Raw genomic sequence first — 20,166 nt, 5'->3', positions numbered from 1 at the left:
GGTTAACATGAACATTCATAACCTGAAAATGTTTATTAAAATAGTGGAGTCCGGCAGTATCTCAAAAACAGCGGAAGAAATGAACATCAGTCAGTCTGCATTAAGCCAGCAGCTGCGTGTTATGGAACAGGAATTCAGTGCACGTCTTTTCGAACGGAACTATCAAGGTGTGATTCCGACTAACATTGGGATGATTGTCTATAACCGGGCTTTAGAAATATTATCGTCGTATGATAGAATGCTGGCCGATATTACCAATGCACAAAATCAAAATAAGACCCTGCACATTCTTGCCTCTCCCTGTGTATATTCCTATGCCCTGCCTTGTACTGTTTACCATGTAAAAAACAAATACCCCGAATATACGCTGAACATGGAAATGATGTCCAGCAGAATCATAGAAGAAAAAATATCAAAAGGCTTCGCTGATATGGGAATTATCATCGGCAGGCCCAAGGATAAAAACCTATCTGCAAGAAAGGTGTTTTCCGACCGTGTTTTTCTGGTTGCAGGAGAAAAAATGAAGGTTCCTTCCCAGTTGAACTGCCAGGATCTTTCTCATTATCCTCTGCTGATGCTGGTGAAAACCCAAAAAACAAGACAGGTACTGGATAAAATGCTGAGCAAAAACGGAATCCGCATCAATCAGCTGCATATCCCATATACTCTTGATTCCACAGAATCCATTAAACTGTCCGCCATTAATGGATTCGGGCTTGCGTTTCTTCCCTATATGGCAATTAAGAAGGAGATCTACAATAAGCAGCTTCGCATTATAGAATGCCACTGTCTGGAATTTGATAATGATTATTATTCCATTAAAAATGCAGCCAGCGTTCCTCTGAATTATGAATCGTCAAAACTTATCAAATATATTGAAACAATACTAAAAGAGACTATTTGTTAGCAGAAATGGTGATTTCCCATACACCATTCATAACTTCATCCGTATCATACGTTAAATGATGAACCTTGCAAAACGCTTCAATATTAGAAATCGTACAGCTATGATCCGTAACCAGCATACATTCTTCCCCGTTTTTTAAGGAATCAATGACTGTTTTTAATCTCAAAACAGGCACCGGGCACATATCACCCAGGCAATCGATTTTAACCATAACTACTCCTTCTGCACATTCCAATGCGTTGTAAGCTGCTGTTCCTAATAAAGAACTAGAACTTATAACCGGATACAGATTCATTTTATCTAAAAAGAGAATGACTATCAATAGTAAATTTAATTTTCCTCACCGAATCCTGTTTGAAAAGCTATTCCATAGGCGCCTGATAAAAACCGCCGTAGAAATTCTCTGTCTTAATCATATTCACAATCACATGGGAATCTGTTTCCCGCATGAGATGGACAATGTCATTGACTTCATAGGAAGAAACCACCGTATGAAGAAGATACATGCTTTTATGGCTGTAACCTCCCACTGCATTCACATAAGAAATGCCGTGCCGGTACTGTTTAACATATTCCTCAATGATCTCCTCTGCCCTGGAAGTGGTTATCTGAAGTGTCACCCGCTCATACCTGTGGTGGAAGGTAGATATGGCTTTCGTTGAAACGAACTGAAACAAAATAGAATATCCGGCATACATCCAGCCAAACAAGTATCCGAAAATGCAAAGGATTACACAATTTCCGGCAAACACATATTCCCAGATGGACCGGCCCGTTTTTTGGGAAACATACAATGCTATGAAATCCGTTCCTCCGGTAGAGGCATTTCCCCGGAGAGCAATGACTATGGAAAGTCCATACAGAAACCCGCCGAACACAACATTCAGCAGCACGTCGTTAAACAGGGCCTCAAAGCGGAATATCTTTAGAAATAAGCTGGCCAGGAAGACCTGCATCATGGAGTAAAAGGTAAAACGCATACTGATGCTTCTGCTGCACAGAATGGCCACTGGAATATTTAAAGCCAGCATCCCAAAGGATGTGGAGATATTGCGGCCGTACAGGGAGGCGATCCGGTCAATCAGGATAGCCACTCCGGTAAATCCGCTGGAGAGTAAGCTGGCAGGCCGGATGAAAACCTGGATGACATAGGTCTGAAGAAAAGCCGATGCAATCACTGCCCCAATGGTTATCAGTCTTCGGACCATCACATTTTTCTTGTATTTTGAAAGCATTGCCCTATCTCCCCTGTTCACCCATACGCTCTTGAAGTACCACATTCCAATCGGTGGCAGAGTCTGCAATCCGGTCCTTGCCGGAAGCATCATAGCAGCTGCTGCTGCAAATTACCAACATCCTTGTGTCCTCCATCTCTTATAATTGTCCCAGGCGGTACAGAGCCAGTGCATAGACCTTTGCATTGGTCATCAGATCATCCACACTCATCCATTCATTGGGATTGTGGCTGATGCCTTTCTGACCCGGAAAGCTTGGACCAAAGGGGACAATGCCCGGCATGGCCTTGGCATAAGTCCCCCCGGTGGTGGTTACAGGGGTGCCGTCAAGTCCAGTGACCCGTTCATAACTCTCCTGCATGGCTTTTACCATGGGTGTGTCCTTTGGAAATACTACCGGATCATAATTATGAACCAGCTGAGCAATAAGCCCCTCTGCCTCTGCCTTATTGCAGATCCGTTTCATGATTTCTTCTATGGTGACTCCTCCCGGATAACTTAAGGTGACATCAAAGGCTGCCTGTCTCTTGCCGCTGAAACGGTCTGAAGCCACGCCCAGCTTATATCCCCGCATCTCCATCACTCCATATTCCTGGTGACTAAAGTCAATCCCCAGCCGGTCTCCTGTATTCCTGGCTCCTATAAAATATTTATTTACAAACTCAAAAAATCCTTCCAGCTGCTTAAGACTTCCTGTGATCCGCACCAGTGCCCTGCCCCGCTCACTGTACACCACCGGATACTTACAGTCCGGTGTAAAACCATAAAGAGGCGGTTTCTCCTTGGAAAGATAATATTTCAGGTCCTCAAACCCGGTTTCTTCGTCGCATCCGAAGATGATACGCACCGGATTCTTAAGGGAAATTCCTGCCTCCTTAATAGCGGCCAGACCATAGAGGCAGGCCATAATCGGCCCTTTATTATCCAGCACTCCCCTGCTGTATATCACTCCGTTCTCCGTATAACCGCTGAAGGGCGGATGCTTCCAGCCTTCTCCTGCCGGAACCACATCCACATGACCAATGGCGCAGACATAGTTTTCTCCTCTGCCATACTGGGCATAGCCCATATAATGATCCAGGTTCACCGTGTCAAACCCCAGCTGTCTGCTGATGTCCAGGGCGCATTCCAAGGCACGCTTCACTTCCCTGCCAAAGGGAGCGCCATCATAAGCCTCCCTTTCCACACTGTCAATGCGCACCAGCTCCAGGACACTGGGGATGAACCGGTCCTTCAGCCGGTCCACCCAGTCCAGAATTATTTTATCTGATTCATTTTCCATCTGTCCGTATTCCATACCTTACTCCACCATAGGCGCCATACGCGTCTTCATATAATTTTCCATCCATTCATCAGAAGCTTTCTCATAAGTACATCGGCCGTCCCGCTCCCGGGTTACTAAGTATACCGTGGGTTCCAGTTCCTCAGTGACCACTGCAAAGGAAAATCCCTCTATATTTGTGGCAACGCCCCACTCTCCCTTCGGATTCATGGCAATAAGAGATATGTCGCCTGCTTCGCCCCGGCGTTCCCGAAGTTCCCTGTCCAGGCGGTACACCGCTGTTTCACAGGCATCCTGAGGATGCATCCCCTCTCCCATAAGACGGACAATCTCATAAGAAATACAGCCTTTCATCAGATCCTCTCCCAGGCCGGTGGCGCTGGCGGCTCCTTTTCTGCTGTCGGCATAGAATCCGGAACCGGATATTGGAGAGTCTCCTACCCTTCCCTTTTTTTTCATAAACAGACCGCTGGTCGAGGTGGCTGCCGTCATTTTACCCATTCTATCCAGGCAGGCCATACCCACGGTGTCATGGCCGGAATAGGGCTTAAGCTCCTTTCCAGCCGCCTGGGCCGTCATCTCCTTCACCCGCTTCTTATAATGGGCCCTGGCCCGGTCAGTCAGCATATTCTTACGCTCAAAGCCTTCCTTGTGGGCAAACTTCTCGGCCCCCTCAGCCACCAGCATGCTGTTAACTTTCTCCCGGCTTAAACGTCTGGCAATGGACACCGGATTGGCAAAATCCCTGATGGCTGCCACGGCTCCTATATCCAGTGTATCGCCGTCCATATAGGCGGCGTCCAATTCCACTTCCATTTCCTCATTGGGAAGTCCGCCGTAGCCCACGGATTTATAATAAGGGAAGTCCTCCACCTGACGGATGGCTGCCTCGATGGCATCCCCTGCGTTGCCGCTATTGGTTAGCATCTCAGCACCCTTTGTAATTCCTTCTACGGCCATGCGCCAGGTTGCTATCATACCCCACATGCAAAGACCTCCTTTTATCTAAAACAGAATTCATGAATCATCTCTGAAGTGTCCGCACCGTCAGCCAGGGCCCTGGCCAGAGTACACATGTTTCTTAAGGCGTCATTAAGGCCCAGGCCGCCCTTTTTCGGTGTTTCTACAATCGCTACTTTATCCTTATAAGCCGCAATGGTATCTGTATTTTCCACAGACATGGCTGCAAATGCCCTTGCCTCGGTGGTGGCGTTGATATCGCAGGCCACTTTGGCGCACATCTGTGCGTAGTCCGCATAGTTAAAGGCCGGCCCGCACATTACCACATCCGGCTGCAGCTTATTCACCATGGCACAAAGCTTGCGGCTGACCTCTTCCGGATCGGCAAGGTATGTGCCGCTGCCGCAGCACAGACAGGCCATTACGTAACCATCCACCTGCTTTAAGAAAGGCTCCATCATAATGGCCGGTCCGATGGGCTCCTTTTTCCCTGTAAGGGGAACCATAGTGTCGTCCTTGGTCCCAAGTCCTGACTGAATCTGGTCATATATCATAATAAGCTTCATACCATTCACCTCATTTTAAAGATCATCAAAGGAAAGGTCGTTAAGATCAATATCGTCATCATCGTTTTTCTCAGCGCCCTTTGTTTCGTCTTCCAGATATTGTTTATCCATCATCTTGATGAACGGCATATAGATGAACACGCCCATTACAAGAAGAAGCAGCTGAAGCACGGCTCCCTGCCAGCCGGTTGCCAGGAACCCGGAAAGGATCACAGGCATGGTCCATGGAATCGCTACACCGGAACACAAAGGAACCAGGCCGATGCTCATGCAGAAGTAGGATATCACTATGTTGATGGTGGGCACCAGCATGAAAGGAATGAGTATCATCGGGTTCAGCAAGATCGGCAGTCCGAATACGATGGGCTCATTGATGCCGAACAAGCCTGGGATAAATGCCAGTTTTCCCAGCTCCTTGATACGCTTGGAACGGCAGAAAAAAAGCATTGCGATCAGCAGAGACAGCGTGGAGCCGCAGCCGCCGAAGGTGGCGAACAGATCCTGGAACTGCTGGGATATAATATTGGGCAGCGGCTGGCCTGCCTGGAAGGCAGCTAAGTTCTCGGCGGACAAGGTCTGAAGGATGGGATTGAATACCGCACCCACCACGGAACCGCCGTTTACTCCGAAGAACCAGAAGAGATGGAGGAAGATATAAGCGATTACCATAGCCGGAAGGGTATTGCCCAGCTTAAGAAGAGGCGTCTGCAGGATGGTGAATACAAAGTTGAATGCGTTATCATAGGGAGTCATGGCAAAAACAATGTTGATGATGAAGAACACCAGCACAGAAATTCCGGCAGGAATCAGGGCAGAGAAGGACTTTGCCACTGTAGGCGGAACTCCGTCAGGCATCTTGATGATCCACCCCTTTTTATTGACCCATGCATAGATGTGTACAGACAGGAATGCCACAATAATTCCTACGAAAATCCCCTTGGACCCCACCCAGCCCAGCGGAATGCCGGACACAGCAGTATCATTTACCAGGATCTTATAAGGCATGATTAAAAACCAGCATACCAGTGATACGGCAGCGCCGAACAGTTTATCTACCTTCATCTGCTCGGAAAAGGAATAGCCGATTCCAACGACTGCCAGCATTGCCATAATGGAGAACGTGGCGTCGGTCGGCTTGGCGAAGTAGGCAGCCCAGTTCTCCCCAAAGAACCTTGCCCAGAAATTAGTCCACCCCGGAATCGGGAAATTGGCAATGAGCAGGAAAAAGGACCCCACGATTAACAGCGGCATGGACAGTAAAAAACCATCACGAATTGCAATGAGATATTTGTTCTTTCCGATTCTCTCCGCCAAAGGCATGAGTATTGACTCTAATTTACTTAACATATTGTTATTCCCCCATTTTTATTTTTACTATTATGAAAGTTCTGATTAATAAACCTTATTTAGCAGCTTTTAAAAGTTTGATTGCTGATTTCAGGACCTTTTCACCATTCATCATGCCGTAATCGGTCTGGTCAATGACCTGTATGGGGATACCTTTGCTTCCATACTTTTCCACAATCTCCCCGTAACGGTATTTGACCTGGGGCCCTAGAAGAATCACATCCGGATGCTTTTCATCGATGATCTGACCGATCTTGCCATCCGGGAAAGCTTCCACTTCAATGGGTAGGTTATGCTCGTTGGCAACGCTCTGCATCTTGCTTGCCAGCATACTGGTTGACATTCCTGCACTGCAGAATAAATACACTCGTTTCATTGTAAAACCTCCTTGCTATTTCATTTTTTATTTTGATTATTTACTCCCCATCTTCTTTTCCAGCTCTGTGATCCTTCCATAGCTGGCAATCAATTCTTCTGCGATGATTTTAAATCCTTCTGCACTCATAAGCTGGTCTTCCGCATGGATCAGAATCAGGGAACCGCCTACCGATTCCCCCTGGGCCTCTTTCTGGATCAGTTCAAAGTGGGCCTCATGTCCTGCCAGAAACATCTCCTGACCGGCCTTCATACATTCTCCGGCACCTCCAAAATCTCCATGCTTTGCTTTCTGGATCGCCTCAATGTAGCTGGACCTTGCGCCGCCTACATTGGAAATGATTTTAAAGCAAATCGTTTCTAACCCCTCTAACATATTGCTGCCTCCTGAATGTGTTAATAAATGCAAAATGCAGCAAAACCGTTTTGTTTGCTGCATCTTAACTTAAGCTGCCTTAATTAATTATAATGATAAGGCTTTTATTCGATTTTTCCCTTAAAAGCATTTCCTAGCTCTTAGGAAATTCACACCGTAATCCGGTCGATAAATTCCTCATATCCGCAGGGGGCCGCCAATTTTGCCAGCTCCTCCGGTTGATTCACGATGTTGGATATCCAGTCAAAAAAGATTTTAATCATCCGGGCATCCCCTATATTAATAGCAAACAGCATTACCAGCCGCACCTCAAAGACCCCCCATTTGACAGGATTCTTAAGCTGGGCCACCGCAATGGTGGAATTCCCGGCAAAGGCTCCGAACGCATGAGGAATCGCAAATGTATTCACAAAGGATGTTGGTGACATCTGCTCCCTTTTTAATACCACATCTGTAAATTCCGGATCCACAACGCCCTCCTGTACCAGACTTAAGCACAGCATGCGGATGATTTCCTCCGGGCTGGTGCAGCTCACCCCTGTATGGTAGTGCTCCCGTCGGATTAAACTGCTGATGTGGGAGGAAAATTCCAGCCGGAATCCTTTCTTATCCAACCGGTTGATGGCCTGGAGAATCCTTGATTCTGTCTCCGAATCCACGAATAAGTTAATGGAGACGGTCTCTACGTTTAACCCATGTTCCAGGGGAAATGTACTGAGCAGAAGATCCGGGTCCAGGGAAGATACTACCTCCTCTTCAAAATAACCAAAGACCTTTACCACTTCCATCCTCTCACGAAACATATCAGAAATCTTCTTCACGCACATATCAGAAAAAGACTGGTTATGAGGCAGGATCATGACGGCATGATATTTTCTTTCTGTTTTCATACGCTCACTGGCAGCTCCCAGGTGAAGGGCGATATAACAGCTCTCTGCATCGGATATGGGTGTCTGAAGCCTTTCTTCCAGAAAAACTACCACGTAGATGCCCATCTCGAAGACCAGAGGGTATTTGCGCTTGATCTCTTCCACAAACACGTCCTCCATCCGAACGTGGTTTGTGACACGCTCTACCAGTCCGTGGATGTGCATCTTAAGACCGGCGACTAGGTCTCCATCCTCACGGAAATCCAGCCCGAACAGCGTGTATATCTGCTCCAGGGCCTCTCCCACCAGCTTTCTGGTACTCAGCCACCTGCCTCCAAAATTCACATAATCGTCGGTATAATTGGAAGCTTTTCTGCCCATGACCACCAGGGCAAACATCCCCACTTCTCCCTCATGGATCTTTATATGCAGGCGTCTGGAGATCCGGTCAAAGAAGTCCTTGGAAATCTGGTACTCGATGGTATCCTCCACCCCCTGCATCTCCGCTTCCATACTGATGTAGTTGGCGCAGTTCATCCTCTCTATACTGGTGCCGGCGTGCAGAATAAGCATGGGAAACATGGATTCATGAATGGAATAATCGTATTCCTTCAATACATCCACGAAAATGTCCTTTACCTCAATTAAATTGAAGCTTTTGTATAAATTGGCCAGCATATTTAAATTGAGAAAATTTTCCTGCACCTCAGCCATCAGTAAATCCCTGTAAAACCGCCGTTTTCCGGCCTCATCCCCCTTTAGGGATATGCATTCCTTATTGCGGACCAGCCTTAAACCTGGATAGGGTTCCAGCATCTTGCGTATACGCTTTAAGTCATTGTCAATGGAGGCTCCGCTGACATAGATCTGACTCTGGAGAAGGGTAAGGTTCAGTTCCTTCACCTCGAATAACAGCTTCTGAATCATATAGGCGCAGCGGGCACCTGGAGTCTGGGGAATCCCCGTCCCCCTGGTTTCTTTTGGCTGCAAAGGCGATAGACCGGCCTTTTCACAGATGCGGTAGCCCCTCCTCACATTAGACTCTATGAGAGGAGGAATCATATGTCTGTTAATGGTTTCTACATCGGAACGTATGGTGCGGTCCGATACCTGCAGAAGAACGGCCAGGCGCCGGCTGGTGATCCAGTCTCCCCGCTCTGTTAATATGGCAAGCAGCTGCTCCTGTCTTTGATTCTGCATGTCTTAATACTCCTTTTCTTCCTATGTTCTTCCTCAAAAACCCTGTTTAGAGGATGCAGAACGCAAACATCTTCCATGGTTCTGCGTAATCCATCAGAACGTGTTCATGCTCAGGAAGATGACCGATCACATTCTTGCGGCCGTCATTTGGCATGTCTTTGGTGACGATTTGCAGTTCCCCCTTATATTTGGGATAGCCATCATTTAATATAACCACATCGCCAGGTTTTAAGTCTCTGGTATTAGCAGCAGGAATAGACCGGTCCGCATAAGTGACTCTGGGACCGGAGGAACGGATCATATAGTCGTTTAAATCCCCTCTTACTACATGATGGAGTTCATAATCCAGAATCTGGCGTTCGGTCTCAGTCAGTTCTTTCTCCATCTGGATATGAAAGGTCAGGATGCTGGAATTGAGAGCGGCGCAGGCTCTAAGCTCCTCATCCGTGGCATAGGCGTTGGCGATCAGCACATCATCTACCATTCCGGTAGCATACAGATGACGAACCTGAAAATCAATTGGCAGTCCACGATGCATCTCCAGAGTACACAGTCCCTCGTTTACGGGCCATGGGCCGTATGCTCCGGGTGCGTTGCTGGATACAAAGGCAGCTACCTTAAGCCCAAGTGATTTCATCTTTTTATTACAGGTATTAAAATGCTGAAGGCTTAATCCTGTATACTTCTGCGGATAAAAATTGTGGCAGGTAATCAGCTTATCACGATCTGGATGGTAGTTTATGATATTCTCCACATATGCCAGTCTGGTGCTGGCATTAAGCTCCACTTGAAGCCCCTGGGGATTGTAGGTCATAAGGCTTTCCTTCATGCCGTCAAAGCCTTCGTCAAGACGGATGCCATCCACATGCATTTCCTGAAATATGGATAGGTCTTCGTAGGAGATTCCCAGCCGGGAGAATACGGCAGGGCTCACATCCGGTATGATCTCCATACCCCAGGCGTGGGCTTCATCTGCCAGTCTGCGAAAACGGCCGGTCACCTCTTCCCTGCTTTCCTTCACACTTAAGAGGCAGGTAAAGATTCTCTTATACCCCAATCTCCCCGCCTTTCTAATATATTCCATGTCTTTTTCTTCGGTAGAATGTTCCGGATAAACGGAAATGCCCAATCTTGCCATATGATTTACCCCTCTCTTATTTTTAACCGGCCGGTACTTACGTACCGGATGGTCTTTGACATTAACTATAGTCTGTCAATAAAGAATTCGGAGGTAAATCTGTTTCCTAATTGTTAGGAAATAGTACTGCTATAAATTGGCCGGAAGAAACCCCTTAAGGAAATCACATGCTTTGTTTTCATCCGGCCCCTCTGCAATAAACTCCAGACATTCCCCAATGCGTACTCCAAGACCCAGGAGTGAGAGCACATCTTTGCAGTCCGCTGTGCCTTTGCTGCTCTTAAGGGTTATATGGCTTTCATATTCTGATGCTGCCCTGCTCAGCCTCAAAGCATTCATGGCGTGAAGGCCCTGCCTATCCGTTACTATGTATTCATAACTAATCATTTCATCACCCTTTTTATGTTTTGAAACACTCCTGATTCGAATCAGGCAGAAGTTCCATTCATACCCTATGGGTCTGACCCTAAAATAAATTCCGCCAATCAAAACATTGGCGGAATCGCATCTCTTTCTTCCGTTACAATCTATATTTTATAATCGCATTATATCATCTTTATACTTAAAAGTATAGGATTTATAGATCCGTGGCTTCATCGCCTGCTTCGCGGCATTTATGTTATGTAATAAAAAGAGTGTGCGAACAGCCCCTACTCTTTTCATATATTGGACAGTTTTATTATTTATGCTGCCAATCAGCCGGATAAGTCACATAGATAAATCTTGCCTTTCCTTCCACTGAAAACTGAATCCTTGATCCACTTGGAATCAAAATCAATTCTCCTGCATTGGCAGTGATACGACGGCCATCTATAATAATAGTTAAAGTACCTTCTATGATATAATCAATTTCATCATACCCTAACGTCCAATCGAAGGTAGTATCTTCCATTACCATCAGCCCGCAGCCTAGTCTGGGGCTTTCAGCAAGTGACACCAAATCCTTCGTATACACTTTATGATTCGGGTCGCCTGTGTCCAATCGGTCTTCTTCACTTACAGAAAACAGCGGCAGCGAAATGGACATTATGCCACTAGAATCAACATGCCTCTTTGATGAATCATTTATCTGATTGCTGTATTCTTCCATTATGATACTACGAACCAGCTTTTCAATTTCTGATCTGTCAATATTCAATCTCTTCACCTCCATCCGTACTTAAATTGCTATCGTATTCGCTTTATTCAATCCTAAATACACGTTTCGATAAAAATATGGCAACAAAAATGGCAGAAATACCGCCGATCAGCTTGCCAATAATCATAGGAGTAATCAACTCTGGGGCAACACCGGCTGTAAATCCTAAATGGTCACCAAAGGTAAACGATGCTGAAACTGCAAAAGCGATATTAATCACCTTTCCACGTTTATCCATATCCTTTACGGTTTGGAACATGGCAATATTGTTGGCAAGAGATGCAATGAGACCTGCTGCTGCAATATCATTCATACCTAACAAATGACCTAGTTTCATCAATGGTTTCTTGAATAACTTTGTGATCAGGAACACCAACCCATAAGCACCAGCTAACGTAATGGCAATACCGCCAACTGTCTGGAATCCAACCTCCAGTGTATCTTGATTTTCAAATACTTTGAACCCTAATAGTAAGTCTAACCCTCCAATGGCCAATCCAATGGCTCCAACAGCCACTATAATTTTCCCAAATACATTAAACCCTTTAATCATTCCTTCCGGGATTTTAAATAGTCCAATGGAAATTAAAACCGCTACAACTATGATAGGTATTAAATTCATAAAGACTTTAACGATTGGCATACCCATCAATATTCCAGAAACCAATGCTCCGATTGGAATCGTAACAATCCCACATAATACTCCTTGTGCCAGATACTTTGTATCTTCGTTGCTGATAAGCCCCAGTCCAACCGGGATGGTAAATACAAGTGTTGCTCCCATCATGGCACCTAAAATACCACCTGAGAAAAGTACAATGAATGGATCAGTCGTCATTTGTTGTGCCAGGAAAAAACCACCCATATCATTTGCTAATAGAGTTCCTGCAAACATTGCCGGATCTGCTCCTAACAATTTGTATAAAGGAACTATGATAGGACTTAGCCAGTCCGATAACTTCGGTGCTAAAACAATGATACCCGCCATTGAAAGTGCTAAGGAGCCCATTGCCAGTATTCCTTCTTCAAATTGTTTTCCTAAACCAGTTTTATTGCCCAGGGAACGGTCGATTGAACCTATGACCATTATAATTACCATAAGCCAAATTATGATTTCATTTATACTCATTCATTTCACTCCATTCAGTTTTTATCATTCCTTTGGATAGTCCACGGTGTCTATAATACCGACAATAACCATATCAACAGGAATACTTTTACCATCAAACGATAGGCGGCCGGAGCTGCCAGTCGTAATCAATACAGATTCTCCAATGCCTGCACCTACATGATCAACGGCAACAACCAGAGCAGGATCAGCCTCATGTTCGTTTCGTTGTTTTTCAATGAGCAGGAACTTTAAACCATTTAACTTTTCATCCTTACGAGTAGCCCATAAACTGCCAACAACTTTTCCAATGAACATCGCATGCTCCTTTCTATATGATCTCAACACCTGAATCACGCAAATAATCCCTGGCCAATGCTGTAACAATGAGGTTCTTATCTGCTTCAAAGATGTCACCTGCATGTAGGTTCATTTTTCGCACTTTTGCTATGGTAAGAAGCTCCTTCCTATCACTTTTATGAGTTTTATCTTCTGCTTCCTGATGGATTGCCTCATTGATCTTTTCAAAATGCTTTAACGGAAGTATAGAAGCACCATATCTTACCAATTGGTTTTTATAATTCTCAAGGACCTGCACCAATGCCCGCGGGGCCGTTTGCTGACTTGCATGAAGTTCCATTCCTTCTTCTAAAAATAAAACATTTTTCTTATTTAATAAATGCCGGAAAACAACACCTTCTTCTTCTGTTTGAGGAAGTCCCAGGGCAATACGATTCATACTTAAAATAGGAAGTTCCGTAACAATTACTAGATCCATATCAGATTGATCTTTTACTGACACTATTTTATAGCCTCTATTTTCATAGTATGTCCGAATACTTGCATATTCTTTCCCCAAAAATAAAACGGTCTTTCTATATTCTTCTTTCTGCAAACGTTGTATGATAATATCTGTGATTTTTTGCACTGCTGCTTCAATATGATCCATTCATATCACCTCTTAACAATACACCCACGTACTCCTTTATTATGGCCGCAAGCATTTGCTTCATCGTAATCAATGTGCATATATGTTTCAAACTTGGGGCTTATTCTCACCAGAACATCCTCAAAGATAAGGGGTCTTTTACTAAACACCCGAACAGCTACACTTTCTTGATCCTTCACACCTAACCTTTCAGCATCGGTATCTTTTACATGAATATGGCGTTTTGCAACTATGACACCCCGATCTAAAACAATGGACTTAGCGCCATTCCGCACAATAATCCCTGGAGTGTTTTCAATATTTCCACTTAATTGAACCGGCGCATTTACACCCAGAGAACGTGCATCGGTGAATGAAACCTCCACCTGGCAGTTTTTTCGCTCTGGTCCAAGAATGATAACATCGTGAATCGTGCCTTTCGGTCCTTCAATACTCACTCGTTCCTCTGATGCGAATTCACCTGGCTGAGACAAATACTTTGTTGGGTGTAATTGATAACCCACACCAAAGAGGATATCGATTGCCTCCCGATTCAGATGGATGTGGCGCCCACTTGCTTCAATTTCAAACGATTGATCCATTACTTCTTGTATTCGGGAGACAACGGTATCTACAATTGCATCAATACTATAATCCTTCATATTATTACCCCTGATTTTCTTTCATCTGCACCATCAAAACCCAACAATATTCCTTCAACGCAGTTGCTATGGAAATGCATTTTAAATAATCCTCAAATTTCAGGCCGTCCTTCATTTTTTTTGCAATAAAATGTTCTAATTCTTGTAAATATGCATGTAACTCAAATAAAGCTATGACACATTCTTCATCTTTATAGGTTGGAATAAAGGAACCTTCTGGATAGTAACTGTCAATGTATGGCTTTTTGTCTTCCAGCAGCTTTTCCAATTCCTGTACCAGATCTGCCCTGTAGGAAGCGAATGGATCCATTGGGACTGTCTTGACTATCATAAGGATCGTATTTAAAGCCTCTGTGAGCTCCGTATTTCCTATACAGTGGCTTTTCTTTTGCAAAGTCACGATATGGCTTATTGCAATATTAATTTTCATTTCAAATTCATAAGTTAAGCGGTGAGTCATTGGGAAGGCAGCGTCTTGAGTCTTAGTCTCAGATGCTTCTGGTATTTTCCTATATTCAATCGTAATATCCTTTAAATATTCTTTTGCAGATGGTGTAATCACAGTCCCAGGATCTAAGACTAAATATTTTGTTTCTTTTAAGTTCGTCGTACGTAGCAGTCTTTTTATATTACTTTCCGTTAAAATGGCCATTAGTACTCACTTCCCATCGTTAAAGGAAAGGCTGGGCATACGCTTTTATGATGCCTCAGCCTCACTTTAAAACTTGCATCTTTAAGCGTTCATCATGAGTTCGAAGCCTGTGAATCGTATTTTGGCAGGATTACATCTACTTCCATATGGGGACGTGGAATTACATGAACAGATATTAATTCACCAACAGCTTCTGCCGCTGCCGCTCCGGCATCGGTTGCTGCTTTCACGGCTCCTACATCCCCACGAACCATAACAGTTACCAGTCCGCCACCTACTTGTTCTTTTCCAATCAACGTTACGTTTGCTGCTTTCACCATTGCATCTGCTGCCTCAACTGCAGCTACCAACCCTTTTGTTTCAATCATTCCTAATGCGTTTGTATTCGCCATTGTATCTACCTCCTAGATTGTATTTAATTTTGTTGTCAATGATTGTGTTCCTGGCTTATTTTAGTTTTTGCAGAACACGTTCAACGAGTAAATCGATTAATTGATCCTTATTCAGTCCCAAGTCTTTAACAGCATTCCCGCTGACATCTTCAAATTTATCTTCTCCACGTATTTCCTCTAATGTCCTGACGCCATATACGACCCGGCGAATATTAATTAAATTCTGTGGGCCTACATTGTCAGAAGTAGAACTTCCCCCTATCGCTCCACAACCAAGTGTCAAGGCAGGTTTAAGGTTCGTCGTTGCCCCGATTCCGCCTAAGGTAGCCGAACAGTTTATAAGGAGACGGGAAACCGGTACTTTTAAGGCAAAATCTTCAATAATTTGATTGTTTGCTGTATGAATGACCATGGTGTGTCCTGCGCCTTCAAAGTTTAAAATCCTGATGCTTAAGTCGCGGGCTTCTTCCCAGGTATTTACCGTATAGAAGGCTAAAATTGGTGTTAATTTTTCTCTTGAAAAAGGGGCCAGATCACCAACACGTGTTTCTTCGGCAATAAGAACTTTTGCATCTTCTGGTACAGAAATACCAGCTAGCTCAGCAATATCCTGCGCCGTCCTTCCAACGATCTTAGGATTCATGGTACCGTTTGGCCGCAAAATATACTTTTCAAGTTTTAGTGCATCATTTTTTGATAAGAAATAACCGCCCCGTTTCTTGAATTCCGAAATCACTTTTTCTCTACTGATTTCTTCAACAATAATCGACTGTTCCGATGCACAAACCGTACCATTATCAAAGGTCTTAGATTCAAGAATTAGAGCAACTGCTTTTGGAATATCTGCACTGTGTTCGATAAATGCAGGTCCATTCCCCGGCCCTACTCCAATAGCCGGTGTCCCGGAGGAATATGCTGCACGAACCATGGCAGAGCCGCCAGTGGCAAGAATTAAATTTGTATTTTCATTTTTCATTAATTCATTTGTTGCCTGTGTTGTTACGGTTGTAATGACACTAATCGCACCATCCGGTAAACCAACGCTTTTACCTGCTTCGTTTATGATGCGGACTGTTTCCTTGATACAATTTAATGCACTTGGATGAGGGGAAAATACAATCGAATTTCCTGCCTTAATGCATATGAGCGCCTTGTAGATCACCGTTGAAGTCGGATTGGTTGAAGGAATAAGGCCTGCAACGACTCCAACAGGGACTGCTACTTCCATATATTTTGCTTCTATATTGTTTGTGATGATACCGACTGTCTTCATATCTTTTATCGAGTTTAATAAATCTCTTGATGCAAAGGCATTTTTAAGGACTTTGTCCTGCCATCTTCCAAACCCGGTTTCTTCTTGTGCCATTTTAGCCAGCTTCAAACGATTGTCAAAAGCTGCTTTTGCCATAGCCTTACAAATGGTGTCGATTTCTTCTTGAGATAACTTGGCTATTTCTATTTGCGCTTCTTTTGCTTTTTTCAGTAAATCTCTGGTTTCCTGAACGGAAACAAGATCTTTATCAATTAATCCCATTATGCTTAACTCCTTTATCCAGCAATGTTTTAATAAGCACTGCTTTGTTAGCAGATTTAATTTCTGACTTCTTTATGGCAGAAAGATTTAATTGATATGCCAGGGAACGTAAATCGGTGACTCTCATTTTTTCCAGCTGTTCTTTATCAAGGGATGAATCCACATCTTTCTCTGTTTCTTCTACATTCGGTTGATTTAATTCATTTGAATCCGAAGGATTATCTTCCTTCTTATCAAATGATTTCATCAACATCTGCTCAACCTGGTCAGCCAAGCGTGGGATAACATGACTGCTGATTAGACAATTCTTATTTGCCACAGCAACTTCACCTGCCTTAATTGCTGCTTTTACTGCCGCAATATCTCCAATCATATGAATGGTTGTCAATCCTCCACGGATTGTTTCACTACCAAGCAGAATTACATCTGCCTCCTTTGCAGCTGCATCTGCTGCCAGGATTGCTCCTAATTTTCCACGTACTTCAATTAAACCCAAAGCTTTAGCCATATGAACGCCGCCTAATAATTAGTTGGGTTGTCAGCAACAGCTTCTACCGTTTTCGCAAAAGATTCACATGCTGATCTGCAAGCAGATTGAGATCCTGTCAGTAACGCTCCTGCAAAGTTTGTTTCAGATGGCGGCCCGTAAAATACACGCATTTTTACATCAGCAGCTTTCAAAGCCGAATCGATGGCTACCATTGCTTCAAGCGGTGGTGCGATTAAATAAGCAATGGCTTCTCCTTCTTTCACATTTGCTCCTTTGGAAAGATAGGAACCAGTTCTCGATACACAATGGGCAAAATAAATGATTGAGTTATCCTCATTTGCACTATAGAAGCTGGCTTCATTATTGATTACCTCAATCGCACGATCCAGACCGCTTCGTACCTCTGCCGGACTTGGACCAGCTAAAATACCGATAACTTCCCCTGCTAATTTTGTAGAAGCATTGGCTGCTCCTGCATACATACTTCTTGCATATACAACTGCTACATCCGATGCCTTGGTTGCTTCATCCAATGCCACATAGGTTACATCATCAGAATCAGAAGTAATAATCCCTAGACTTTTTTGATTTGGTGCTAATTTTAATTCCTTTGCCAATCCATCATCCACATTGGGGATGATTTTTACGCTTAGAACATTTGCACCCAATCGTTCGTTTTTCATTAGGAAACCTCCTTTTTAAATCAAACGGTTTTTATTTTTCTTTTAAATCTAATCCAGACACTTTTTTGTCTAACATTCTCTTGATAATTTCAGCAATATATGCTCCTGCTTCTACTGCCGGGGTTCCTTGTCTGTGAATATTGGAAACGACTGTCCTTCTGGCTTCCGGCATACCAATGGTTGGTTTATAAGCGATATACGCACTCATCGATTCTGCTGTAACAAGGCCCGGTCTTTCTCCGATAAAAAGACAGACGACTTCAGCTCCTGTTGCTTCACCAATTGGATCCATTGCCGGGACGCGGCAATGTTTTATAAAAACAACCTGTCCAAAGTCAAGTCCAAACATCTTTAGACCTTGTTGCAAAGAAGGTAAAACATCTCTGATATTTGCCTCGATTGCTGCTGAACTTAAACCATCACCCACGATAACCTGAACTTTCTGATTTGGTTTCACCGCATTTTTAATTGTATTAATTGCTTCATTGGAAAACCTACGGCCTAAGTCCGGACGAGTCACATATTCGTCTTTGTCCTTGCATTCTGTAGCAACTTCTACAAATCCCATTTCTTTTATTAAATCTTCATTTACATAGGAGAATACTGCATCCTGGGCAGCCGCATGGTCAGCACGGAATCGAAGACTAGGCTCTGTTAAATATCTGGCGCCGGTCCTCCACAATCCCAAACGGGCCGGCGTATAGGATTTCATTTTTAAATAACCTTCTTTATCTGCTGCATCGGGAACTAAAAATTGCTTGCGGATGTCTACCTCTGTAATATCTGGTATCAATCCCTCTTCCACTTCGCAGGACTTGGCGGTTTGCCTGGTGCTTACGGATGCTTCCGCTGATGGACCATTTTTTACTGGCGGTACTTCATTTACCATTTCATTTAAAATGGATTTAATCATTTCTTTTAAGTTTAATTCGTCCATTAGTTATCCCTCCTCTGCTTTAAAAATACAGATGCATCACCAGCTTTAGAAGTTAAATGTCCATTTTCGCTGAATCCCATTTTTTCTAACCATTGGTCAAATTCTTTTATTGTCCGTTTGTTTAATAATTCTCTAATGGAAGCACCCTCTTGGTATCCCGTGGTTTGATAATTCAACATAATATCATCACCATATGGAATCGACATAATAAAGTTTACACCGGCTGTCGCAAGTAAAACGGTTAAGTTTTCAGCATCATTTTGATCTGCCTTCATATGGTTCGTGTAACAAACATCGCACCCCATAGAAATACCTGTTAATTTCCCCATAAAATGATCCTCCAGACCTGCACGGATTACTTGCTTGGAGTCATACAAATACTCTGGTCCAATAAATCCAACCACGGTATTAACAATGAATGGATCAAAATATTTTGCAAATCCATAACATCTGGCTTCCATCGTCAGCTGATCTACCCCGTTATGAGCATCGGAGGAAAGCTCAGAACCTTGTCCTGTCTCAAAGTACATCACATTTGGACCAACTGCCGTACCAAGCTTCAAAGCCATGTCTTTTGCTTCTGAAAGCATCTTAGCCGTAACTCCAAACGCTGTATTACCTTTTTCAGATCCTGCAATGGATTGGAATACCAATCCGGTTGGTGCTCCTTGTTCCATTGCTTCCATCTGAGTCGAAACGTGAGCTAAAACGGCATGTTGTGTCGGTATTTCCCACTCATTAATAAAATCATTGAATTTGTGAAGTATACGCTTTACACTTTCTGTTGTGTCATCTACCGGGTTTAAGCCTATGACTGCATCACCAGATCCCATAGACAGACCTTCCATAACGGAAGCCATGATACCATCCACATTGTCAGTCGTATGGTTTGGCTGCAGACGGGTTGAAAAAGTTCCCGGGATACCAATTGTCGTATTTGCAGTCTTCGTTACGATGATCTTCTGAGCACCTACTATTAAATCCAGGTTGGACATAATTTTAGCAACTGCTGCAACCATTTCAGAAGTTAAACCATTTGAGATACGATGAATGTCATAGTTTGTCGTTTTGCAATCTAAAATCCATTCTCTTAATTCGGCCACTGTCCAATTTTTAATCGTTTCATAGGTTCTAAGATTCACATGATCAATTATAATGCGGGTTACCTCATCCTTTTCATATGGCACAGCAGGGTGATTAAATAAATCTGAAAGCGTTAAGTGTGATAAGACAACTTTCGCTGCAACTCTTTCTTCCGCGCTGTCTGCTGCAACTCCAGCTAATTTATCCCCCGATTTTTCTTCATTTGCCTTCCCCATCACTTCCATTACCGATGAAAATTGATAGGTTTTGCCAAAAAGTTTTGTTTTTAAAATCATTGTACAAC

The 20,166-nt window shown here is 43.8% G+C and carries 24 protein-coding genes; 1 reads left to right on the top strand and 23 read right to left on the bottom strand.

Translation table 11 applies throughout. The features are described 5' to 3' along the window. Window positions 1–7: 7 nt before the first annotated feature. Window positions 8–907 (top strand): LysR family transcriptional regulator, encoded by a 900-nt coding sequence (locus CLOSA_RS07700; protein WP_013272209.1) that lies wholly within the window; start codon window positions 8–10, stop codon window positions 905–907. On the opposite strand, the gene CLOSA_RS07695 is transcribed toward CLOSA_RS07700, so the two are convergent. The 23 genes from CLOSA_RS07695 to CLOSA_RS07585 all read right to left on the bottom strand — a co-directional run bounded on the left by CLOSA_RS07695 (window position 897) and on the right by CLOSA_RS07585 (window position 20,158). Next, complete coding sequence (locus tag CLOSA_RS07695) at window positions 897–1,118, bottom strand: sulfurtransferase TusA family protein (RefSeq protein WP_013272208.1); 222 nt, start codon at window positions 1,116–1,118, stop codon at window positions 897–899. The genes CLOSA_RS07700 and CLOSA_RS07695 overlap by 11 nt on opposite strands. Window positions 1,119–1,269: 151 nt before the next feature. Beyond that, window positions 1,270–2,142, bottom strand: a complete 873-nt coding sequence (locus CLOSA_RS07690; RefSeq protein WP_013272207.1) for a YitT family protein — start codon at window positions 2,140–2,142, stop codon at window positions 1,270–1,272. Window positions 2,143–2,281: 139 nt separating this feature from the next. Then, a complete protein-coding gene (locus CLOSA_RS07685; RefSeq protein ID WP_013272205.1) occupies window positions 2,282–3,439 on the bottom strand; it encodes a Sapep family Mn(2+)-dependent dipeptidase in 1,158 nt (385 codons plus the stop codon). 3 nt (window positions 3,440–3,442) lie between these two features. Beyond that, window positions 3,443–4,411: a N(4)-(beta-N-acetylglucosaminyl)-L-asparaginase gene (locus tag CLOSA_RS07680; RefSeq protein ID WP_013272204.1), complete on the bottom strand. Its 969-nt coding sequence runs from the start codon at window positions 4,409–4,411 to the stop codon at window positions 3,443–3,445. Between the two features lie 14 nt (window positions 4,412–4,425). Next, a complete protein-coding gene (locus CLOSA_RS07675; RefSeq protein WP_013272203.1) occupies window positions 4,426–4,950 on the bottom strand; it encodes a GrdB-related putative oxidoreductase in 525 nt (174 codons plus the stop codon). 15 nt (window positions 4,951–4,965) lie between these two features. Further along, the gene (gene celB, locus CLOSA_RS07670; RefSeq protein WP_013272202.1) at window positions 4,966–6,297 is read right to left on the bottom strand and encodes a PTS cellobiose transporter subunit IIC; all 1,332 of its coding nucleotides are present in this window, start codon (window positions 6,295–6,297) and stop codon (window positions 4,966–4,968) included. 55 nt (window positions 6,298–6,352) lie between these two features. Next, the gene (locus tag CLOSA_RS07665) at window positions 6,353–6,673 is read right to left on the bottom strand and encodes a PTS sugar transporter subunit IIB (protein WP_013272201.1); all 321 of its coding nucleotides are present in this window, start codon (window positions 6,671–6,673) and stop codon (window positions 6,353–6,355) included. Between the two features lie 36 nt (window positions 6,674–6,709). After that, window positions 6,710–7,048, bottom strand: a complete 339-nt coding sequence (locus CLOSA_RS07660; protein ID WP_013272200.1) for a PTS lactose/cellobiose transporter subunit IIA — start codon at window positions 7,046–7,048, stop codon at window positions 6,710–6,712. A 149-nt stretch (window positions 7,049–7,197) separates the two neighbouring features. Then, window positions 7,198–9,117, bottom strand: a complete 1,920-nt coding sequence (locus CLOSA_RS07655; RefSeq protein WP_013272199.1) for a BglG family transcription antiterminator — start codon at window positions 9,115–9,117, stop codon at window positions 7,198–7,200. A 46-nt stretch (window positions 9,118–9,163) separates the two neighbouring features. Next, the gene (locus CLOSA_RS07650) at window positions 9,164–10,255 is read right to left on the bottom strand and encodes a DUF871 domain-containing protein (RefSeq protein WP_013272198.1); all 1,092 of its coding nucleotides are present in this window, start codon (window positions 10,253–10,255) and stop codon (window positions 9,164–9,166) included. Window positions 10,256–10,384: 129 nt separating this feature from the next. Then, window positions 10,385–10,642, bottom strand: coding sequence for an HPr family phosphocarrier protein (locus CLOSA_RS07645; protein ID WP_013272197.1), 258 nt, complete (start codon window positions 10,640–10,642; stop codon window positions 10,385–10,387). Window positions 10,643–10,934: 292 nt separating this feature from the next. Then, on the bottom strand, window positions 10,935–11,402 hold the full coding sequence (locus CLOSA_RS07640; RefSeq protein WP_334299325.1) for a cupin domain-containing protein: 468 nt from the start codon (window positions 11,400–11,402) through the stop codon (window positions 10,935–10,937). Between the two features lie 34 nt (window positions 11,403–11,436). Beyond that, the gene (locus CLOSA_RS07635; protein ID WP_013272195.1) at window positions 11,437–12,522 is read right to left on the bottom strand and encodes an ethanolamine utilization protein EutH; all 1,086 of its coding nucleotides are present in this window, start codon (window positions 12,520–12,522) and stop codon (window positions 11,437–11,439) included. A 24-nt stretch (window positions 12,523–12,546) separates the two neighbouring features. Further along, on the bottom strand, window positions 12,547–12,819 hold the full coding sequence (locus CLOSA_RS07630) for a EutN/CcmL family microcompartment protein (RefSeq protein WP_013272194.1): 273 nt from the start codon (window positions 12,817–12,819) through the stop codon (window positions 12,547–12,549). Window positions 12,820–12,832: 13 nt separating this feature from the next. Beyond that, complete coding sequence (locus CLOSA_RS07625; RefSeq protein ID WP_013272193.1) at window positions 12,833–13,450, bottom strand: hypothetical protein; 618 nt, start codon at window positions 13,448–13,450, stop codon at window positions 12,833–12,835. A 5-nt stretch (window positions 13,451–13,455) separates the two neighbouring features. After that, window positions 13,456–14,091 carry an ethanolamine utilization phosphate acetyltransferase EutD gene (eutD, locus tag CLOSA_RS07620; protein WP_013272192.1) on the bottom strand — a complete coding sequence of 212 codons (636 nt, stop codon included), beginning with the start codon at window positions 14,089–14,091 and terminating at the stop codon, window positions 13,456–13,458. A 4-nt stretch (window positions 14,092–14,095) separates the two neighbouring features. Next, window positions 14,096–14,743, bottom strand: coding sequence for a hypothetical protein (locus tag CLOSA_RS07615; RefSeq protein WP_013272191.1), 648 nt, complete (start codon window positions 14,741–14,743; stop codon window positions 14,096–14,098). Between the two features lie 92 nt (window positions 14,744–14,835). Beyond that, window positions 14,836–15,135, bottom strand: a complete 300-nt coding sequence (locus CLOSA_RS07610) for a BMC domain-containing protein (protein ID WP_013272190.1) — start codon at window positions 15,133–15,135, stop codon at window positions 14,836–14,838. Between the two features lie 55 nt (window positions 15,136–15,190). Beyond that, complete coding sequence (locus CLOSA_RS07605) at window positions 15,191–16,669, bottom strand: acetaldehyde dehydrogenase (acetylating) (protein WP_013272189.1); 1,479 nt, start codon at window positions 16,667–16,669, stop codon at window positions 15,191–15,193. Continuing rightward, window positions 16,656–17,177: a BMC domain-containing protein gene (locus tag CLOSA_RS07600; RefSeq protein ID WP_013272188.1), complete on the bottom strand. Its 522-nt coding sequence runs from the start codon at window positions 17,175–17,177 to the stop codon at window positions 16,656–16,658. Before CLOSA_RS07600 ends, CLOSA_RS07605 begins: the two co-directional genes overlap by 14 nt. A gap of 11 nt (window positions 17,178–17,188) precedes the next feature. Further along, window positions 17,189–17,842 (bottom strand): ethanolamine utilization microcompartment protein EutL, encoded by a 654-nt coding sequence (eutL, locus tag CLOSA_RS07595; protein ID WP_013272187.1) that lies wholly within the window; start codon window positions 17,840–17,842, stop codon window positions 17,189–17,191. Window positions 17,843–17,873: 31 nt separating this feature from the next. Next, on the bottom strand, window positions 17,874–18,779 hold the full coding sequence (gene eutC, locus CLOSA_RS07590; protein WP_013272186.1) for an ethanolamine ammonia-lyase subunit EutC: 906 nt from the start codon (window positions 18,777–18,779) through the stop codon (window positions 17,874–17,876). Then, on the bottom strand, window positions 18,779–20,158 hold the full coding sequence (locus CLOSA_RS07585) for an ethanolamine ammonia-lyase subunit EutB (protein WP_013272185.1): 1,380 nt from the start codon (window positions 20,156–20,158) through the stop codon (window positions 18,779–18,781). Before CLOSA_RS07585 ends, eutC begins: the two co-directional genes overlap by 1 nt. Window positions 20,159–20,166 lie beyond the last annotated feature (8 nt).

It is taken from the genome of [Clostridium] saccharolyticum WM1 (assembly GCF_000144625.1).
Taxonomy (GTDB): Bacteria; Bacillota; Clostridia; order Lachnospirales; family Lachnospiraceae; genus Lacrimispora; species Lacrimispora saccharolytica.
This window is presented reverse-complemented; position numbering and strand designations above follow the sequence as displayed.

Excerpts from the sequence above, each read along its gene's own strand:
- CLOSA_RS07700 (WP_013272209.1), top strand. The coding sequence starts at position 8 with ATGAACATTCATAACCTGAAAATGTTTATTAAAATAGTGGAGTCCGGC.
- CLOSA_RS07695 (WP_013272208.1), bottom strand. The coding sequence starts at position 1,118 with ATGGTTAAAATCGATTGCCTGGGTGATATGTGCCCGGTGCCTGTTTTG.
- CLOSA_RS07690 (WP_013272207.1), bottom strand. The coding sequence starts at position 2,142 with ATGCTTTCAAAATACAAGAAAAATGTGATGGTCCGAAGACTGATAACC.
- CLOSA_RS07685 (WP_013272205.1), bottom strand. The coding sequence starts at position 3,439 with ATGGAATACGGACAGATGGAAAATGAATCAGATAAAATAATTCTGGAC.
- CLOSA_RS07680 (WP_013272204.1), bottom strand. The coding sequence starts at position 4,411 with ATGTGGGGTATGATAGCAACCTGGCGCATGGCCGTAGAAGGAATTACA.
- CLOSA_RS07675 (WP_013272203.1), bottom strand. The coding sequence starts at position 4,950 with ATGAAGCTTATTATGATATATGACCAGATTCAGTCAGGACTTGGGACC.
- celB (WP_013272202.1), bottom strand. The coding sequence starts at position 6,297 with ATGTTAAGTAAATTAGAGTCAATACTCATGCCTTTGGCGGAGAGAATC.
- CLOSA_RS07665 (WP_013272201.1), bottom strand. The coding sequence starts at position 6,673 with ATGAAACGAGTGTATTTATTCTGCAGTGCAGGAATGTCAACCAGTATG.
- CLOSA_RS07660 (WP_013272200.1), bottom strand. The coding sequence starts at position 7,048 with ATGTTAGAGGGGTTAGAAACGATTTGCTTTAAAATCATTTCCAATGTA.
- CLOSA_RS07655 (WP_013272199.1), bottom strand. The coding sequence starts at position 9,117 with ATGCAGAATCAAAGACAGGAGCAGCTGCTTGCCATATTAACAGAGCGG.
- CLOSA_RS07650 (WP_013272198.1), bottom strand. The coding sequence starts at position 10,255 with ATGGCAAGATTGGGCATTTCCGTTTATCCGGAACATTCTACCGAAGAA.
- CLOSA_RS07645 (WP_013272197.1), bottom strand. The coding sequence starts at position 10,642 with ATGATTAGTTATGAATACATAGTAACGGATAGGCAGGGCCTTCACGCC.
- CLOSA_RS07635 (WP_013272195.1), bottom strand. The coding sequence starts at position 12,522 with ATGAGTATAAATGAAATCATAATTTGGCTTATGGTAATTATAATGGTC.
- CLOSA_RS07630 (WP_013272194.1), bottom strand. The coding sequence starts at position 12,819 with ATGTTCATTGGAAAAGTTGTTGGCAGTTTATGGGCTACTCGTAAGGAT.
- CLOSA_RS07625 (WP_013272193.1), bottom strand. The coding sequence starts at position 13,450 with ATGGATCATATTGAAGCAGCAGTGCAAAAAATCACAGATATTATCATA.
- eutD (WP_013272192.1), bottom strand. The coding sequence starts at position 14,091 with ATGAAGGATTATAGTATTGATGCAATTGTAGATACCGTTGTCTCCCGA.
- CLOSA_RS07615 (WP_013272191.1), bottom strand. The coding sequence starts at position 14,743 with ATGGCCATTTTAACGGAAAGTAATATAAAAAGACTGCTACGTACGACG.
- CLOSA_RS07610 (WP_013272190.1), bottom strand. The coding sequence starts at position 15,135 with ATGGCGAATACAAACGCATTAGGAATGATTGAAACAAAAGGGTTGGTA.
- CLOSA_RS07605 (WP_013272189.1), bottom strand. The coding sequence starts at position 16,669 with ATGGGATTAATTGATAAAGATCTTGTTTCCGTTCAGGAAACCAGAGAT.
- CLOSA_RS07600 (WP_013272188.1), bottom strand. The coding sequence starts at position 17,177 with ATGGCTAAAGCTTTGGGTTTAATTGAAGTACGTGGAAAATTAGGAGCA.
- eutL (WP_013272187.1), bottom strand. The coding sequence starts at position 17,842 with ATGAAAAACGAACGATTGGGTGCAAATGTTCTAAGCGTAAAAATCATC.
- eutC (WP_013272186.1), bottom strand. The coding sequence starts at position 18,779 with ATGGACGAATTAAACTTAAAAGAAATGATTAAATCCATTTTAAATGAA.
- CLOSA_RS07585 (WP_013272185.1), bottom strand. The coding sequence starts at position 20,158 with ATGATTTTAAAAACAAAACTTTTTGGCAAAACCTATCAATTTTCATCG.